The sequence below is a fragment of the Pedobacter sp. genome, from assembly GCF_039594775.1.
In the GTDB taxonomy this organism is placed as follows: Bacteria; Bacteroidota; Bacteroidia; order Sphingobacteriales; family Sphingobacteriaceae; genus Pedobacter.
Genome location: NZ_JBCNMT010000001.1, coordinates 773,787 through 790,060, shown reverse-complemented (window position 1 = coordinate 790,060; position 16,274 = coordinate 773,787). Strand labels below are relative to the sequence as shown.

17 protein-coding genes are annotated in these 16,274 nt (G+C 38.5%); 1 reads left to right on the top strand and 16 read right to left on the bottom strand.

The genetic code is table 11. The features are described 5' to 3' along the window. Nucleotides 1-80: 80 nt before the first annotated feature. The 8 genes from nuoH to ABDV71_RS03385 all read right to left on the bottom strand — a co-directional run bounded on the left by nuoH (nucleotide 81) and on the right by ABDV71_RS03385 (nucleotide 6,920). Nucleotides 81-1,118 carry an NADH-quinone oxidoreductase subunit NuoH gene (gene nuoH / locus ABDV71_RS03420; protein WP_343531021.1) on the bottom strand — a complete coding sequence of 346 codons (1,038 nt, stop codon included), beginning with the start codon at nucleotides 1,116-1,118 and terminating at the stop codon, nucleotides 81-83. Next, nucleotides 1,118-2,128, bottom strand: a complete 1,011-nt coding sequence (locus ABDV71_RS03415; protein ID WP_343531019.1) for a 2Fe-2S iron-sulfur cluster-binding protein — start codon at nucleotides 2,126-2,128, stop codon at nucleotides 1,118-1,120. The genes nuoH and ABDV71_RS03415 overlap by 1 nt, the downstream gene beginning before the upstream one ends. Nucleotides 2,129-2,286: 158 nt before the next feature. Continuing rightward, nucleotides 2,287-3,660 (bottom strand): NADH-quinone oxidoreductase subunit NuoF, encoded by a 1,374-nt coding sequence (nuoF, locus tag ABDV71_RS03410; protein WP_343531018.1) that lies wholly within the window; start codon nucleotides 3,658-3,660, stop codon nucleotides 2,287-2,289. Continuing rightward, a complete protein-coding gene (locus tag ABDV71_RS03405; RefSeq protein WP_343531017.1) occupies nucleotides 3,660-4,172 on the bottom strand; it encodes an NAD(P)H-dependent oxidoreductase subunit E in 513 nt (170 codons plus the stop codon). The genes nuoF and ABDV71_RS03405 overlap by 1 nt, the downstream gene beginning before the upstream one ends. After that, nucleotides 4,165-5,379, bottom strand: a complete 1,215-nt coding sequence (locus ABDV71_RS03400) for an NADH-quinone oxidoreductase subunit D (protein WP_343531016.1) — start codon at nucleotides 5,377-5,379, stop codon at nucleotides 4,165-4,167. The genes ABDV71_RS03405 and ABDV71_RS03400 overlap by 8 nt, the downstream gene beginning before the upstream one ends. A gap of 2 nt (nucleotides 5,380-5,381) precedes the next feature. Continuing rightward, on the bottom strand, nucleotides 5,382-5,882 hold the full coding sequence (locus ABDV71_RS03395) for an NADH-quinone oxidoreductase subunit C (protein WP_343531015.1): 501 nt from the start codon (nucleotides 5,880-5,882) through the stop codon (nucleotides 5,382-5,384). Then, on the bottom strand, nucleotides 5,882-6,424 hold the full coding sequence (locus ABDV71_RS03390; RefSeq protein WP_097133603.1) for an NADH-quinone oxidoreductase subunit B: 543 nt from the start codon (nucleotides 6,422-6,424) through the stop codon (nucleotides 5,882-5,884). Before ABDV71_RS03390 ends, ABDV71_RS03395 begins: the two co-directional genes overlap by 1 nt. 124 nt (nucleotides 6,425-6,548) lie before the next feature. Then, the gene (locus tag ABDV71_RS03385) at nucleotides 6,549-6,920 is read right to left on the bottom strand and encodes an NADH-quinone oxidoreductase subunit A (protein WP_343531014.1); all 372 of its coding nucleotides are present in this window, start codon (nucleotides 6,918-6,920) and stop codon (nucleotides 6,549-6,551) included. 574 nt (nucleotides 6,921-7,494) lie between these two features. On the opposite strand from ABDV71_RS03385, the gene ABDV71_RS03380 reads away from it, so the two are divergent. Further along, nucleotides 7,495-7,878, top strand: a complete 384-nt coding sequence (locus tag ABDV71_RS03380) for a helix-turn-helix transcriptional regulator (RefSeq protein ID WP_343531013.1) — start codon at nucleotides 7,495-7,497, stop codon at nucleotides 7,876-7,878. A 45-nt stretch (nucleotides 7,879-7,923) separates the two neighbouring features. On the opposite strand, the gene ABDV71_RS03375 is transcribed toward ABDV71_RS03380, so the two are convergent. From ABDV71_RS03375 to ABDV71_RS03340, 8 genes are all read right to left on the bottom strand, one after another. After that, the gene (locus tag ABDV71_RS03375; RefSeq protein ID WP_343531012.1) at nucleotides 7,924-9,645 is read right to left on the bottom strand and encodes a tetratricopeptide repeat protein; all 1,722 of its coding nucleotides are present in this window, start codon (nucleotides 9,643-9,645) and stop codon (nucleotides 7,924-7,926) included. An 82-nt stretch (nucleotides 9,646-9,727) separates the two neighbouring features. Then, entirely contained in the window at nucleotides 9,728-10,651 is a 924-nt protein-coding gene (locus ABDV71_RS03370) for a substrate-binding domain-containing protein (protein WP_343531011.1), read from the bottom strand. Nucleotides 10,652-10,893: 242 nt separating this feature from the next. Further along, nucleotides 10,894-11,709 carry a TonB family protein gene (locus ABDV71_RS03365; RefSeq protein ID WP_343531010.1) on the bottom strand — a complete coding sequence of 272 codons (816 nt, stop codon included), beginning with the start codon at nucleotides 11,707-11,709 and terminating at the stop codon, nucleotides 10,894-10,896. Between the two features lie 29 nt (nucleotides 11,710-11,738). Further along, on the bottom strand, nucleotides 11,739-12,284 hold the full coding sequence (locus ABDV71_RS03360; RefSeq protein ID WP_113647786.1) for a biopolymer transporter ExbD: 546 nt from the start codon (nucleotides 12,282-12,284) through the stop codon (nucleotides 11,739-11,741). A 10-nt stretch (nucleotides 12,285-12,294) separates the two neighbouring features. Next, nucleotides 12,295-12,912, bottom strand: a complete 618-nt coding sequence (locus tag ABDV71_RS03355; protein WP_113647785.1) for a biopolymer transporter ExbD — start codon at nucleotides 12,910-12,912, stop codon at nucleotides 12,295-12,297. An 85-nt stretch (nucleotides 12,913-12,997) separates the two neighbouring features. Then, a complete protein-coding gene (locus ABDV71_RS03350; RefSeq protein ID WP_343531009.1) occupies nucleotides 12,998-13,882 on the bottom strand; it encodes a MotA/TolQ/ExbB proton channel family protein in 885 nt (294 codons plus the stop codon). Between the two features lie 269 nt (nucleotides 13,883-14,151). Beyond that, nucleotides 14,152-15,756, bottom strand: a complete 1,605-nt coding sequence (gene pckA, locus ABDV71_RS03345) for a phosphoenolpyruvate carboxykinase (ATP) (protein ID WP_343531008.1) — start codon at nucleotides 15,754-15,756, stop codon at nucleotides 14,152-14,154. Nucleotides 15,757-15,891: 135 nt separating this feature from the next. Next, entirely contained in the window at nucleotides 15,892-16,248 is a 357-nt protein-coding gene (locus tag ABDV71_RS03340; RefSeq protein ID WP_343531007.1) for a translation initiation factor, read from the bottom strand. Nucleotides 16,249-16,274 lie beyond the last annotated feature (26 nt).

The window sequence follows — 16,274 nt, the reverse complement described above, 5'->3', positions numbered from 1 at the left end:
CCCAAACCCCTAAAGGGGCTATTAATTTCTTAATCAATTTACTTATCTCTATTTCCCATCCCCCTCAAGGGGCAAGGGGGTTAAAATTTATTTACAATAGCAATAACAATTCCTGTAATCACAATATTTGCAATGGCTAAAGGAATTAAAGCCTTCCAACCTAAGCGCATCAATTGGTCATAACGGAAACGAGGAATAGTCCAACGTACCCACATGAAGAAAAAGATGAATGCAAATATTTTAAGGAAGAATATAAATGTTCCAAACAATGGTGCCCAAGTTGGCCCCAAAATAGTAGCCATGTAATCCATCCCTGGATAGTTGTAACCTCCGAAGTATAATGCCGCCATTACCGTTGAAGACACAAACATATTGATATACTCTGCAAATAGGTAAAATCCTAATTTCATGGAAGAATATTCCATGTGATAACCTCCATTTAATTCGGCTTCACACTCTGGCAAATCGAATGGCGCACGGTTAGTTTCGGCAAAAGCACAAACCATAAATATTAAAAACCCAAGCGGCTGATAAATCACATTCCAATGCCAGCCATGCTGCTGAGCCACAATTTCTCTTAAGCTAAGCGAATTGGTCACCAAAAGCAAAGCAATGATAGAAAGTCCCATTGCAATTTCGTAACTGATGTTTTGGGAAGCCGCACGAATTGAACTCAACAAAGAATATTTGTTGTTAGAAGCCCAACCGCCAATCATCACTCCATAAACACCCAATGAAATAACACCGAAGATATACAATAAGCCTACATTGATATCAGTTACCTGGAGTTTTACCAATCTATCACCAATCACCATATCCTGTCCCCAGGGAATAACCGCTGTACCAATACAAGCACATAGCATTGCTAAACCCGGACCAATCATGAATAACCATTTATTGGCATTGGCAGGAATGATTTCTTCTTTCATGAACATCTTAACCCCATCAGCCAAAGGTTGAAGAATACCAAAAGGTCCAGCTCTATCTGGTCCAAGTCTGTCTTGTAAAAAGGCTGCAACCTTACGTTCTGCGTAAGTAGAATACATCGCTATTAACAAACTAATTGCAAATAGTGCGATAACCAATATAAACTTCTCTATAACGAAATCGATTCCCATTAGATTTTAAAGGTTTTTTCTAGTTCTCGTTTGTTTGCTTCTTGTAATGCCAAGTTTTCTTTAACTACCGGAAGCGGTTTAAATGTCTCGTAGTGGTTTGATGAAATCACTGAAGTATCAGGGATGTGCGTTGGATGCTCCAAAGTCCAATCCGAAGTTTTCTTTTTATCAAAACGACATTCGTTGCAGATAAACTCCTCTACTTCTCCAAATTGATCTTTTCTTGCGGTAACACGTAATACATCATCACCTTTATACCAAAGCGTTACTTTACCATTACATTTTTCGTGTGAGCAGTTTCTGTGGGCATCCACAGGTTTGGTAAACCATACACGATTTTTAAAACGGAAGGTTTTATCGGTTAAAGCTCCCACTGGGCAAACGTCAATCACGTTACCAGAAAAATCATTGTCTACTGCATTTTGAATGTAGGTAGAGATTTCCGAATGATCGCCACGATTTAAAATTCCATGAACGCGTTTGTCGGTAATTTGGTCGGCAGTAAACACACAGCGGTAGCACAAAATGCAACGGTTCATGTGCAACTGGATTTTATCTCCAATATCTATTCTGTCGAAAGTACGACGCTCAAACTCGTATCTGGTTTTTTGTAGGCCATGCTCGTAGCCCAAATTCTGCAAATCACATTCACCAGCTTGGTCACAAACAGGACAATCTAAAGGGTGGTTAATCAGCAAAATTTCCACTACACCTGCTCGGGCTTCCAAAACTTCGGGAGAAGTAATGTTCAACACTTCCATACCATCCATTACGGTAGTACGGCAAGAAGCTACCAATTTAGGCATTGGTCGAGGGTCCTTTTCAGAACCTTTGCTCACCTTCACAATGCAGGTGCGGCATTTACCTCCACTTCCCTTCAATTTGGAATAATAGCACATGGCAGGAGGTACAATTTCTCCACCAATTTGGCGGGCAGCATTTAAAATAGTAGTGCCTGGCTCTACCTCTACTGTTATTCCGTCTATGGTTACTTTAACTAAATCACTCATAATTGATGATTTCTATTTTTATACTTCATGCCATTATTAGTAGGCACAGTTTATCCCGATTATTCGGGAAAGCAATCTTTTTATTCTCTTTGTCATTCTGAGTGCAACGAAGAATCTATTCAACTAGATTCCTCCTAGCGTCGGAATGACAAAATGCTTTAATTTTGACTTTTCACTTCCTCCGGAGCTTTTTCAATTGGAGTAGCATAATTCGCTAAACCATAATTAGTGCTTTGGCTCTTCATTGGCTCCTTCACGTGCCATTCAAACTCATCTCTGAAGTGTCTGATTGCACTTGCTACTGGCCAAGCTGCCGCATCACCTAACGGACAAATGGTATTTCCTTCAATTTTACGTTGAACATCCCATAATAGGTCAATATCTTCCATTGTACCATGTCCGTGCTCAATTTTGTGCAAAATTTTCTCCATCCATCCAGTTCCCTCTCTACAAGGAGAACATTGTCCGCAACTTTCGTGGTGATAGAAACGAGAGAAGTTCCAAGTGTTACGAACGATACATTGGTCTTCATCAAAAGCGATGAAACCACCTGAACCTAACATCGTTCCAGTAGCAAAGCCACCTTCAGATAATGACTCGTAACTCATTAAACGAGGCTCGCCATTGGCGTATTTTAAAGTCAAGTTAGCTGGCAAAATTGGCACCGAAGAACCGCCAGCAACTGTTGCTTTCAATCTTTTTCCATTAGCGATACCACCGCAATATTCATCTGAATAGATAAATTCTTCTACTGGTATGCCTAACTCAATTTCATAAACTCCCGGTTTTACCAAGTTTCCAGAAGCTGAAATTAATTTTGTGCCTGTACTTCTTCCAATACCGATTTTGGCGTATTCATCGCCACCATCATTTACAATTGGGACTACAGCTGCTATTGATTCTACATTGTTTACTACCGTTGGACAACCATACAAACCTGCAATCGCTGGGAATGGTGGTTTAATACGAGGATTACCTCTTTTTCCTTCTAGAGACTCTAAAAGTGCGGTTTCCTCACCACAGATATAAGCACCACCACCTGGTTGAACGTAAAGTTCTAAATCATATCCTGTTCCCAAGATATTTCTACCTAACCAACCCGCTGCTTTCGCTTCTTCAATGGCTCTTTCTAATATCCTGATTTGAGGCATCATCTCCCCTCTTAAATAGATATAAGAGGTATTTGCGCCCAAAGCATAACTTGAAACAATCATTCCTTCAATTAATGCATGAGGAATGTGTGTCATTAAATATCTATCCTTAAACGTACCTGGTTCAGATTCGTCACCATTACAAACCAAATAACGAGGCACTCCTTCTGGCTTGGCCAAAAAGCTCCACTTCATTCCCGTAGGGAAACCTGCACCTCCACGACCTCTCAAACCCGATTTCTTAACTTCTTCAACTACATCATCAGGAGTTAGGGTCTTTAATGCTTTTTCAACCGCACGGTAACCGCCTTTTTGACGATAAACCTCTAGCGTGTTGATGCCAGGCACATTGATATGTTCTAATAATAGTTTACGTCCCATTATTTCTTACGTAAATCGTCAATTAATTGATCTACCGATTGCTCGGTTAAGTTCTCATAGAAAGTATATTCTGGACCAATTTGTAAAACTGGACCAAAACCACAAGCCGCCAAACATTCAACGCCTCTCCAGCTGAATAAACCGTCAGCCGTAACTTCCCCTTCTTTAACCCCTAACTTTTGTTCGATATGATTCATGATTTTTTCGGCGCCAACTAGGCAACAAGGCCCAGTACGACAAACCTCCAAAACATATTTTCCTTTTGGTTGCAAGAAGTACATGGTGTAAAAACTAGCCACTTCATATACTTCGATAGGCTGAATTTTCAAGAATTCAGCAACTTTATCCATTGCAGGAACACTTGTCCATCCATACTCGGCTTGCACCAAATGTAATAATGGCAGCAAAGCCGATTTTTGCTTTCCTTCTGGATAACGCTTCACTATTTCATCAAACTTAGCTAGCAAAGCTGATGAAAATTCTACAGGCTGTGTTTCTTCTACTTTAAGCATCTAATTCTCCTGCAATAATGTTCATACTACTCATGTTGATAATAGCATCGGACAATAACATGCCTTCACTCATTTTCGCGTACATTTGGTAGTTAATAAAACTTGGTCTTCTAAAGTGCAAACGATAAGGGCTTCTACCACCATCATTGATCAAATAGAAACCAAGCTCTCCGTTTCCACCTTCCACAGCATGGTAAACCTCAGCTTTCGGAGCATCAATTTCTCCCATCACAATTTTAAAGTGATAAATCAATGCTTCCATATTATTGTACACTTGTTCTTTCCCAGGCAAATAAAAATCAGGAACATCGGCATGAAAAATGCCTTTAGGCTCTGATTTTAACTTCTCCATAGCCTGCTCAATGATGCGTACGCTTTGCCACATTTCCTCGTTACGTACCAAATACCTATCAAAAATATCGCCGCTGGTACCCACTGGGATTTCAAAATCAAAATCTTGATATGACGAATAAGGCTCACTTACACGCACATCGTAGTCTATACCTGTAGCACGCAACAAAGGACCCGTCCAGCTATAGCTTAATGCAGTATCCGCGGTTACTTCGGCCACGCCTTTGGTACGGTCAATAAAAATACGGTTACGATTAAGTAAGCTTTCAAACTCTTTTAATGCTGCCGGAAACTCTTTTAGGAATTTATTGATTTTCGCAAATGCTACATCATTAAAATCTCTTTCCAGGCCACCTATACGTCCAATATTGGTGGTTAAACGGGCGCCGCATATTTCCTCAAAAATTTCGTAGATATGTTCTCTGTATTGAAAAAGATAAAGGAAAGTGGTGGTTGCCCCAGTATCCTGGGCAATGATGGTATTACAGATGATATGATCGGCAATACGCGAAAGTTCCATGATAATTACCCTCAAATAATCCACTCTTTTTGGAATTTGGATATTTAAGAGCTTTTCTACCGTCATGTGCCAGCCCATATTGTTAATAGGCGACGAACAGTAGTTCAAGCGGTCGGTTAGTGGCGTAATTTGATAAAAAGGGCGGTGTTCCGCGATTTTTTCAAAAGCTCTGTGGATATAGCCAATGGTAGAAACTCCACTTACTATACGCTCCCCGTCCATTTGCAACACGTTTTGAAAAACGCCGTGTGTAGCTGGGTGAGTAGGCCCTAAATTTAGGGTTACCAACTCACTTTGAGGATCGTTATCTGTATATACTGGTTGATTGTAACTCATAACTATCTACCAAAAAATTCGTCTTTTTTATCTACCCTGTTAGGATCTTCCAATGGATATTGTTTAAGCATTGGGTGTACCGTCATTTCGTCTACGTTCAAAATCCTTCTCAAATCAGGATGTCCTTCGAACTTTACACCAAAGAAATCGTAAGTTTCTCTTTCCATCCAATTGGCACCATTCCACAACACGGTAGCACTGGCGATTTTTGGATCTTTTTCATTTAAAAAAACTTTCAATCTAGCCCTAATACCACTTACCATGCTGTGCAAATGATAAACCACAGCTATCTGTTCTTTTTCGGGGTAATGTACCGCAGTAATATCGGTAAGGAAGTTGAAATTGATGCGACCATTTTCTTTTAGAAAAGACAGCACTTCAACCACTTTATCCTTAGTCGTGGAAAAGGTCAACAAGCCATAAGGCTCGGAAACATCAAAAAGCTGCTCGCCAAATTTTTCACCTAGCAGATCAACTAATTCAGTATTTGTTGCTTTAGCCATTATTGTATTCCGTAACTCGCTAACAGTTCTTTATATTCAGGAGAGTGTCTTCTTCTACCCGATTCATTCTTTACCAAATCCTGGATGCGCTGAAAGCCATCCAAAATAGCCTCTGGTCTTGGAGGGCATCCCGGCACATAAACATCCACAGGGATAATCTCGTCAATACCTTGCAGCACTGAATAAGTATCAAAAATACCACCGCTCGAAGCGCAGGCACCAACGGCCATCACCCAACGAGGCTCAGCCATTTGAAGATAAACCTGTTTCAATACCGGCCCCATTTTTTTGGCAATAGTGCCCATCACCATTAAAACATCTGCTTGGCGAGGCGAGAAACTTAACCTTTCGGAACCAAAACGTCCAAAATCATAATGCGAGCCCATGGTTGCCATAAACTCGATACCACAGCATGAAGTTGCAAATGGCAAAGGCCATAACGAATGTGAACGGGCTAAACCTATCGCCTTGTCTAAAGACGTAGCAAAAAAGCCGTTTCCTTCGATGCCGGGAGGCGCTTCTACTATTTTGATTTCACTCATGTTTATAAACAAAAAAGCTTGTCCATTATTAACAATGGACAAGCAGCAAATTTACAATATTTAGTAGGATTTGGGCCGTATCATCATCATTTAGAAACAATCTAAATAACTTGATTGCAAGCTTCTAATGCCAATCTAATGCTTTCTTTTTTAGGATATAGATAAAGCCCAGCAGAAGTGTTCCCATAAAGATAAACATCTCTATTACCCCATTCCAGCCTAACTCTCTAAAGTTAACAGCCCAAGGGTACATAAAAATTACCTCCACATCAAATAGCACAAATAAAATGGCTACCAAAAAATATTTGATAGAAAAGGGCTGACGAGCATTTCCAATCACCTTAATACCCGACTCGAAGGTGGTCAACTTATCATTAGTTTTTCTTTTAGGGCCTAAAAGGTGTGTAGCAAACAAGGTTACTACCACAAAACCTAAAGCAACAATAACCTGAAATATAATAGGAATGAAATCTTGTGCTGTACTTTGTGCTTGCATAATAACAATGGATTTGGTGGCAAAATTAAAATAAAAAGGCAGGATTACAAATTCTATCCATTCATCCTATAAGTTCAACGAACATTTTGCCTGCAATTTATCATTATATCATTTCAACTCCTAAAATGATGAAAGAACACCGTTCGTATATCAATAATATAAGCTGGAGAGCTTCCAGCTTATATTATTAATTATGAAACAGCACAAAGGCCGGGCTTATTTCCGTCTTGCCCCTTACACACTAGACCCTCGCAACAAGTCTCTTCGGTAATTGTCGAGCACAGACCCCTAGAGCATTCATCTACTCCACCGACCTGTTCGTCATTAAATGTCCCACCCATTACACTTTTCAACTGTCCCCTTGTAAGTACTTCACCTCGATTAAAGGCATTTGATGTCAGTTGTAACTTTTTCATTTGATTTAGATTAAGTTTATAATATTTGAAAGCAAATACTCGCTCTCTTCACTATCTAATTTAAGAATGCAGACATATATAACCCCTCTATTTCACGCATAAGATTATGCATAGAACGCGACGAAAAATTCCTATTTTAGTTATTTAACAAGTTTACTATGCTTTCAGGTTTTTTTAAGAAGAGGGAATTAACCCGAAATGAATTAAAAAAAATTGGTTTAGGCGACGAGATTCGTAGATATAGGAATGAACGATGTTATTCTCAAGAATATTTAGCCAGTCAGCTTGGCGTTACACAAAGCACTTACCAAAGAATAGAATCTGGGGCAATTAATATTACGTCTGACAGATTAGAACAAATTGCCAAGATTTTCAACTTACCACTCGAAGCTTTCCTAAAAGAGAATGAAAAATTGAAGGGAGAGCTTTTTCTCATTGAAAAAAAGGAATTGGATAGTCTAAAGCAGACCATTTTATCTCAAAAAGAAAAAATTGAACAACTAGAAAAGCTTTTGACCATAAAGAAAATTTCATATAAATAAAAAGGCAGGATTTGTAATCCTGCCTTTTCTTTATGACATTAAAAATTACTTTTTAATTGGTGTTTTTTTTGCTGGTGTAGCTGGCGCTGTTAAAAATTTCAAATTGTCCAATGCCAAAGCATTTTGTGGATCAAGTGCCAATACTTTGTTAAAGTATTCTTTAGCTTTTTCTTTATCTGTAGCAGATGCAACAGCACCTAAATAGTTATAAGCTTCTATTAATTGGGTCTTACTAGCTGCCGCTTTCTCTGGCTTAGTTACAGTTACCAATTCAATGTACTTCTCATAATATGGAACCGCCAATTTTTTAGAGCTTTCAGCATCATCTAGATTTTTACCAATACGAGCTCTAAATAAGTAAGCTACTTCATAATCTGGAGCAAGTTTAACCAACCCTGCAAAAGCTGTATCAGCTTTAACTAAGATGTCTTTGCTTGGGTTTTTGCCATCTCTACTTGCAAACGCATAAGTAAAATAGTTAGCAGCACCTAGATAGTAGTAAGCCATCGCTAAGTTAGGGTTCTTTGAATTCGCTTTAACTACTTTGCTATATACTTCTGCAGCTTTAGGAAAGTTTTGAGCTTGGTAATACTTAGCTCCAATGTTGGCTAACTCCTCTACTTTAGTAGAATCTAATTCTACACCTTTAGCAATATTGATAAATGCAAGACTATCTTGTCCTGTTGCTTGTTGAGCTCTTCCTAAATAAAGGTAATCTGAACCAATGATACGAGAAGCATCTTGTGTTCTTCCAAAAAGTTCGTTCATGTATTTAATACCTTGCTCAAAGTTTTTGTTCTCTACTGCTGAATAACCTCTCATCCTAATTACCACAAAGGTTTTAGGGTTTTTAGGATCTGGAGAATTTAATGTCGCTACCTCTTTCTCAAGTGTAGCAAAATCACCAGCATAAACTAAGAACTGCGCATAACGTAAACGAGAATCAAAAGATTTATCGGTTAAATCTAGATATTTTCTCATGTTTTCCAAAGCCTCAGCTTTTTTCGCTGCTCCATTTTTAGGATCAGCATCGGACCATCTCATTTGTGCCTCTGCTAACTCTCTGTATGCTGGACCATAATTAGGGTCCGCTGCAATTGCTTTTTTAATTTCAGTCTCAGCCTCAGGGAAAGCATATGCATCTTTGTACATTTTACCAATCTGTACATTAGCTCTATACAAATTTGGGTTAATGTCTAAAGCTCTCAAATATTGAGGATAGGCTTCGGTATTCTTTCTTTGCATCGCATAGTAATCCGCTAAAGCCAAGAAAGTTTCTGGATCTTTATCCTTAGAATCTAACTCATCTGCTTTTTGCAAGTTAGGCAAGGCCTGTGCATAATCTACATTCTTTTGATCAATATATGCTCTACCAATTGCCAAATAAGTCGAATAATCTTTCGCTTTTAAGCCAATTGCCTTATCGAAATTGGTTTTTGCATTGGTCGCGTTATTTTGTGCTAAATCCGCTTGACCTAAACCTACATAGTTTAACGCATTTTTAGGATCCGCAGTAGTACCATTTGTAAAAGCAGCTCTTGCTGAATCGATATCGTCAGTCAATAAATATACTTTTCCTAAGTTAAAGTAGTTATCGCCCTCTTTAGGCTGGTTTGCCACTAAAGTCTTTAGCATAGCAGTTGCCTTCTGATACTGCTCGGCATCGATCGCCTTCTTAGCATCGGCTAAACTTTGAGCAAATGAGGCAGTGCTACCCATCAATAATAAGCCCGTGGCCAAGGCTATGTTCTTCTTAATCATTTTCATTGTCTCCATTTGTTAAAATTAGAAATAACTGTTAACTGCTTATTTACAGTGTTCTCTATTTCTCTAAGTTGATTAAAATAAATTATTTTTTGTTACTAGTTTTAAAGTTAAATTCTCTTTCTGCTACTTTATGAGGTCCTAGACCCGATTTAAGTACTATTAATTGTCCACGGGGGCTTGATAACCAAGTTGCAAATCCCGTGCCTAAACCATTTGTTCCCTCTGCATTTATCAGGTAAACATTTCTCAAAAAGGGATATTTTCCGTTGATCAAATTTTCTTGGGTAGGCTTGTAATAGCCATCTGAACCATTTTTACCAGGCAGGTTTTTCACGCCTAGTGTTTTAACATCCGATAAAAACGGCGATGAAACTTTAACATCTTTTAACAACCAATTTACACCAATTACGCCGATGTAACCTTTATTTTCGGCCACATATTTAATGACATCATTTGTTGTCTTTAATGTGTAAACCCCTTCTTTAGGTAATTGAGTTATTCCTGCAGAGTCAATAAAGTACCTTATCGTGCTTGAATAAGCATTATCAAAAACCAATTTTTTGCCAGTTTTTGAGGTTCCTTTCATGATGCCATAAGCTTCTTCGGCTGTAATAGTGCTATCAGCATCATTTTTATTCACAATTAAAGCCAAACCATCTATCGCAAATCTATCTGTATAGATACGACTTTGTTTCTGTTTATAGAAACTATCTTCTCCTGGCTTTAGCATTCTAGAAAGTACAAGCATCTTCACTTCGCCCTTTCTAAACTTAGGCATAATCTCGTTTTCATTTCCGGCAACAACATTAACTGTTGCGGAAGGATAATCAGATTTGAAAACAGCGATTTGATCATCTAAGATCTGAGCATAGGTTTCATCAACCAATATCGTTGTTTTTCCAGAAGTACGTGACTCGCTAACGGCATCTTTGTTTGTTTTCCTTTTACACGAAAAACAGGCAAATATTAAAAGTATTGCGAGCGTTAAAGCCGATGCTTTTCTCATTCTGTTTTATTATCTCTAATTATTCTAAAAAATCTAATAGTTGCGTAAACAATCAATACGATGCCGAAGGCTATACGATATTTTTGAGGAAATTTTTGAGGATCTAAATTCAAAATTTCACCCCAAAACATTACCACTACCGCCAAAGCACAAAAAATGAAAATCATCGCAACCCCTAAAATAAACAGAAATCGCTGTTGAGGCGATTTCTGTTTGAAAGTATCTGAATTAAACATGCTTAACTATTGTTGCAAGCTAAATTTAATTGGGATGTTATATTTAACACGCACCGGTTTACCATTTTGCATCCCTGGATTCCAACGTTTACTCAACTTCAATACACGAACTGCCTCTTCATCGGTACCATATCCAAGTTTTCTATCAATCTTGATATCGGTTAAAGAACCATCTTTCTCTACTGTAAATGAAACGAATACGTTACCTTGAATATTGTTCTCAGCAGCCATTGGAGGATATTTAATGTTATCGCCCAAGAATTTATAGAACTTTTCAATACCACCAGGGAACATTGGAGGATTTTCCATACTTACGAAACTGTAAACGGTATTATCTTCAACTACCACCGCTTGTTTCGGACCTTCTCCAGCTGCAGTAATTTGAACCACTTCAGCAGTAGGGTCACCTTCAATCGTTTTCTGTCCTGGATCAGCTTTTTTCAAATCCTCAACGGTTGGCGGTTTCTCATCACGCACTTCGTTATCTGGTTTAACGATGGGTGGTGGGAATTTCACCTGATCTTGTTTTGGAGGAGGTGGCTCTACCGGTGGCGGAGTTTTCACCTCTGGGTTAATTGGTGGTGGCGGTTGCATTACCACCTCGGTTACCTTCTCCTGTGGAGGTTCAGGAACCATCCCTTTCAACAAAGCATACAGCTTTGGAGCTAGGAAAAGGAATATGAATATTGCTGAAGCAATAAACAATGATTTAGTGGTGTTCCAAGAGTTGGTCTGACGAAGCTCATAAGCTCCATAGGCTTTGTTCTTTTTAGCGAACACAACGTCAATCCATTCCTTATTAAATAAATCTATTTTAGACATTGCTCAATTTTTTATTTGTTATCAACTCGTTATAAAATCCCTTTGGATTTCATAAAATCTCTTTCGCTATCTAACAGATGCTTAGGATCGTCGTCAACAGCTGGAGCGTTGATATTTGTTTTAGTGATATTGATTTCGTCCATGATGTCCACAAAGTTTTTGTAAGTAGCACCATCTGTAGGCTTAACAATAATCACAATATCTCTACCACTCGCATCTTTCACATCCTTCTTGTTCTTTAACAATGAAGCTCTAATATCATTAAAACCTTCAATTGTTGGAGCCGATTTTCCTGCTTCTCCCATATACCAAGCAATTCTATCATTTTTGCCTAATAAAATGGTCATGGTTTGCGACTCTCTAAGCTCAAGCCTGTTCTCATCCTTCGCATCCTTATCAGGCTTTGCAATATCCATTGCCTGAGGTTTTGACAAAGACGTGGTTAACATGAAGAAGGTAATTAAAAGGAACGCCAAGTCTACCATCGCCGTCAAATCGACCTTAGTAGAGGCTTTCTTACTTCTTACCTTTCCACCTTTACCGCCGTCCTTACCGGAGGTATCTAATTCTGCCATTGCTTAATTTCTATTGTGCACCGCCTTCTGACGATGTAATTAAACTAAATTTGTTAATTTTTTGCTTTTGCAGTAAGTCAACTACTTTTCTAACTGTAGGATACTCTTCATTGGCATTTCCTTTAATGCTCAAGCGCATATCTATACCGTGTAGTTCTGAAGTAGCATATCTGGCTTCCTTGATCCAATTGAATAACTCGTTGTTAGTGGTTGAATCCATCGGGATACCTGATTGTATTCCTGACTTTGTACGTTGCTCACCATTCATCGCCAAAAACTGCTTCATATTCCCCATTGGTACACCAAAGGCAGAAACTACTGCAAATTTTTTAGCTTCCTCTTCCGAAAAAGTTTGACCATAAAGATTTCCCATTCTCGCAAGTGTAGCTTTTTTCACATCCTGACCGATAATCTCTAGGAAAACTTTTCCTTTACCGATACTCACGATAGAGATGTCTTTATCAGGCATTTTAAACTGCACTGAAGACGATGGTGTAGTAATCTCTAGCGGGTCTGGCTGACGAGCGGTGGCTGTTAAGATAAAGAAAGTAAGTAACAAGAACGAAACGTCGCACATGGCGGTCATATCGATCGAGGTACTACTCCTTTTAACTTTTGCTTTACCCATAATCTAAAATTATTAAATATTCTAACTAATGATGCTATTTGTTCCGGTTTTCCATAAAGCCCGGCAAAATAAAATAAAAATAATTTTATTTATGTGTACTTGCGTAAGTCTGGATGATGCTGAAACCAGCTTCATCAATAGCATAAGTTAATTTATCAATTTTAGAAGTAAGGATGTTATACATGATAATCGCAAGGGTAGAAGTACCGATACCTGTTGCAGTATTGATAAGTGCCTCAGAGATACCTGTTGCAAGAGCCGCTTGGTCAGGAGCACCTGAGTTAGCTAAACCACCAAACGCCTTGATCATACCTGTTACTGTACCCAATAGACCTGTTAATGTACCTACAGAAACCAAAGTAGCAATAATTGTTAGGTTTTGTTCTAACATTGGCATCTCTAAAGCTGTTGCTTCTTCGATATCTTTTTGAATAGCTACAATCGATTGCTCAACATCTAAGTTGGTATCTACTTCTACTTCACTATATTTTTTAAGACCTGATTTAATTACGTTAGCTACAGAACCTTGTTGTTTGTCGCACTCTGCAACTGCTGCTTGGATGTTTCCTGTGCTTAAGAATGATTGGATTTTTTTGATAAATGCCTCTAAGCTTCCTTTACCAGTTGCTTTGCCAATAACGATCAAACGCTCGATAGAGAAAACGAATACCATTAAAAGCATACCCATTAAGATAGGCACGATAAAACCACCTTTAAAAGCCATACCGCCATAGTTTCCAGGATGAGGAAGATAAGCGTGAGTATCATCATTGTAGAAAGCTAAAGATAATTGGCTATTAGCTTTAGCCACTTCTTCTGGAACGTTAAAGTTAGATGGTTTACCTAATACGAAGATAAAAAGCGTTACACCAATGAGAATACAAATTGGGATAACTAGGGTAGCAAATAAGTTAGACGCTGTTGCGCTGCTCTCTTTTTTAGCTGGTGTAGGTTTTGGTGCGTTTGCCATTTTTTTAATTTTTAGTTTTAGTACTTGTTTTTATAAATTTCTAATTAAATAAATAAGTTAATACACTCAACGCGGCATAGGCCGAATTGTTGCGGAAGCAAATTTATAATTTTGATTTAAATTACAAATTAAATATTCATTCCACAATTAATTCGTTACTTACGCCGCAGCAAATGCGCATAACTAAAAAAGATTGCCGCTGAGGCAATCTTTTCGCAATTAAAACTAAAAATTTAATCAAATGCAAATTTTTGCAAGAAAAAAAAGCATTAAGCTATAATTTCCGCAAGTTTCGGCATTCCTTTTTTCATCTCTTCATCAGCATATTCTTCAAAGTCTTTGAAATTGTCCAAAAATGCCTGTGCAAGTTCATTTGCTTTTGAATCATAATGTTGTGGGTTGCTCCAGGTGTTTCTTGGGTTCAAAACCTCCACGGGCACATCGCCACAAGCACTTGGCATTGCTAGTCCGAAAATAGGATGCTGGTTAAATTCTACATTTTCCAAGGCGCCATTAAGCGCAGCGGTAATCATGGCCCTGGTATATGAAAGCTTCATCCTATTTCCTACGCCAAAAGGCCCTCCGCTCCAGCCTGTATTAACCAGCCATACATTCACTTGATGTTTTTTCATTTTTTCGCCCAGCAACTTTGCATAGGCTGTTGGATGTAGGGGCAAGAAAGCTTTACCAAAACAAGCTGAGAAAGTTAGTTGTGGTTCAGTTACACCTGTTTCAGTTCCAGCAACCTTAGCGGTATAACCTGAAATAAAATGGAACATGGCTTGTCCTGGTGTTAATTTAGATATGGGAGGCAGCACTCCAAAGGCATCAGCCGTTAAAAAAAAGATGTTTTTGGGAATTGGAGCTATTGATGGTTCCAAGGCATTATCTATATGGTGCATTGGATAGGCCACCCTTGTATTCTCGGTTTTTTCAATATTAGAAAAATCAACTGTCCGCGTACCTGGAAAGTAATTGATATTTTCTAATAATGCGCCAAATTTGATGGCATTGAAAATCTGAGGTTCCTTTTCAGCAGTTAAATCAACGCATTTTGCATAACATCCGCCCTCAAAATTGAAAATGCTATCCTCTCCCCAGCCATGTTCATCGTCACCTACCAGCGCACGGTTTGGATCAGCAGAAAGTGTTGTTTTTCCAGTTCCCGACAGACCAAAGAAAACGGCTGAATCACCATCTTTACCAACATTTGCCGAACAGTGCATCGACAGGGTATTCCTTTGTTGGGGCAGCACAAAATTCAATACGGAAAATATTCCTTTTTTAATTTCTCCAGTATAGGCTGTACCTCCTATTAGAATGATTTTTTTTGAAAAATTCAGGATGGAGAAGTTTTCCTGCCTTGTTCCATCTGTTTGTGGGTTGGCCAAGAAAGATGGAATAGCAATAATGGTCCATTCTGGTTGCGCTGGCAATTCCTCATTTCCATATCTAAGAAATAGGTTATTCGCAAATATATTTTGGAAAGCATATTCAGTAATCACCCTAATACTAGTGCTATAATCTTTATCTGCACAAGCATAGGCATCTCTTATATATACTTCTTTATCCTTTAAATAGGCAAGCATTTTTTGATAAAGCGCATCAAAATGCTGAGTGCTTATTTTAATGTTGATGTCGCCCCACCATACGGTGCCATTGGTAACCTCATCACTAACAACAAATCTGTCTTTTGGTGAACGGCCTTTAAATTTACCGGTATCAATGGCTAAAGCGCCAGAATCTGCAAGGGTTCCTTCCCCGTTCTTGATTGCCTCTTCAATTAATTCTGGCACGCTCAACTGATATTTAAACTGAAGCGAAGCCAAACCCAGATAATCTAACTGAGGCTTTTGGATACTATATTTGGTCATATTTTTGGTTTAAATATCCCGCAAAGCTAAGGAGATATTTATGCAAAGAATGCCATATTTAGATAATTTTTTTACTTATTGTGGCAATTACACTAAGAATTAAATATCTGTTTTTCAGAAAGTTAAAAACAAAATCTACCCTCCAGACTTCTTTACTTTATACCCCTCTTTTTGGAGGTATAAAAATGCCTTTTCCTTAAAATCTCCTTGCAGAATGATTTCTCCGTCTTTGGCACCTCCACCTACACCGCATTTTGTTTTAAGCGTTTTGGCTAATTTTTCCAGATCAGCGTCGCTACCAACAAAACCAGTAACCAAAGTCACGGTTTTACCGCCCCTGTTTTTTCGATCTAGCAGTACCCTCAAATCCTGTTGGGCATTGGGCAAAGTTTCCTGCTCTTCCTGCTGATTGCTTTCATAAACAAAATCCGGATCGGTAGAAAACATGATACCGCTAAAATCATTAAAGGTATTTTTCTTCTGCTTGCTCATATTTAGGGACTAGTAGCTAATGGTTA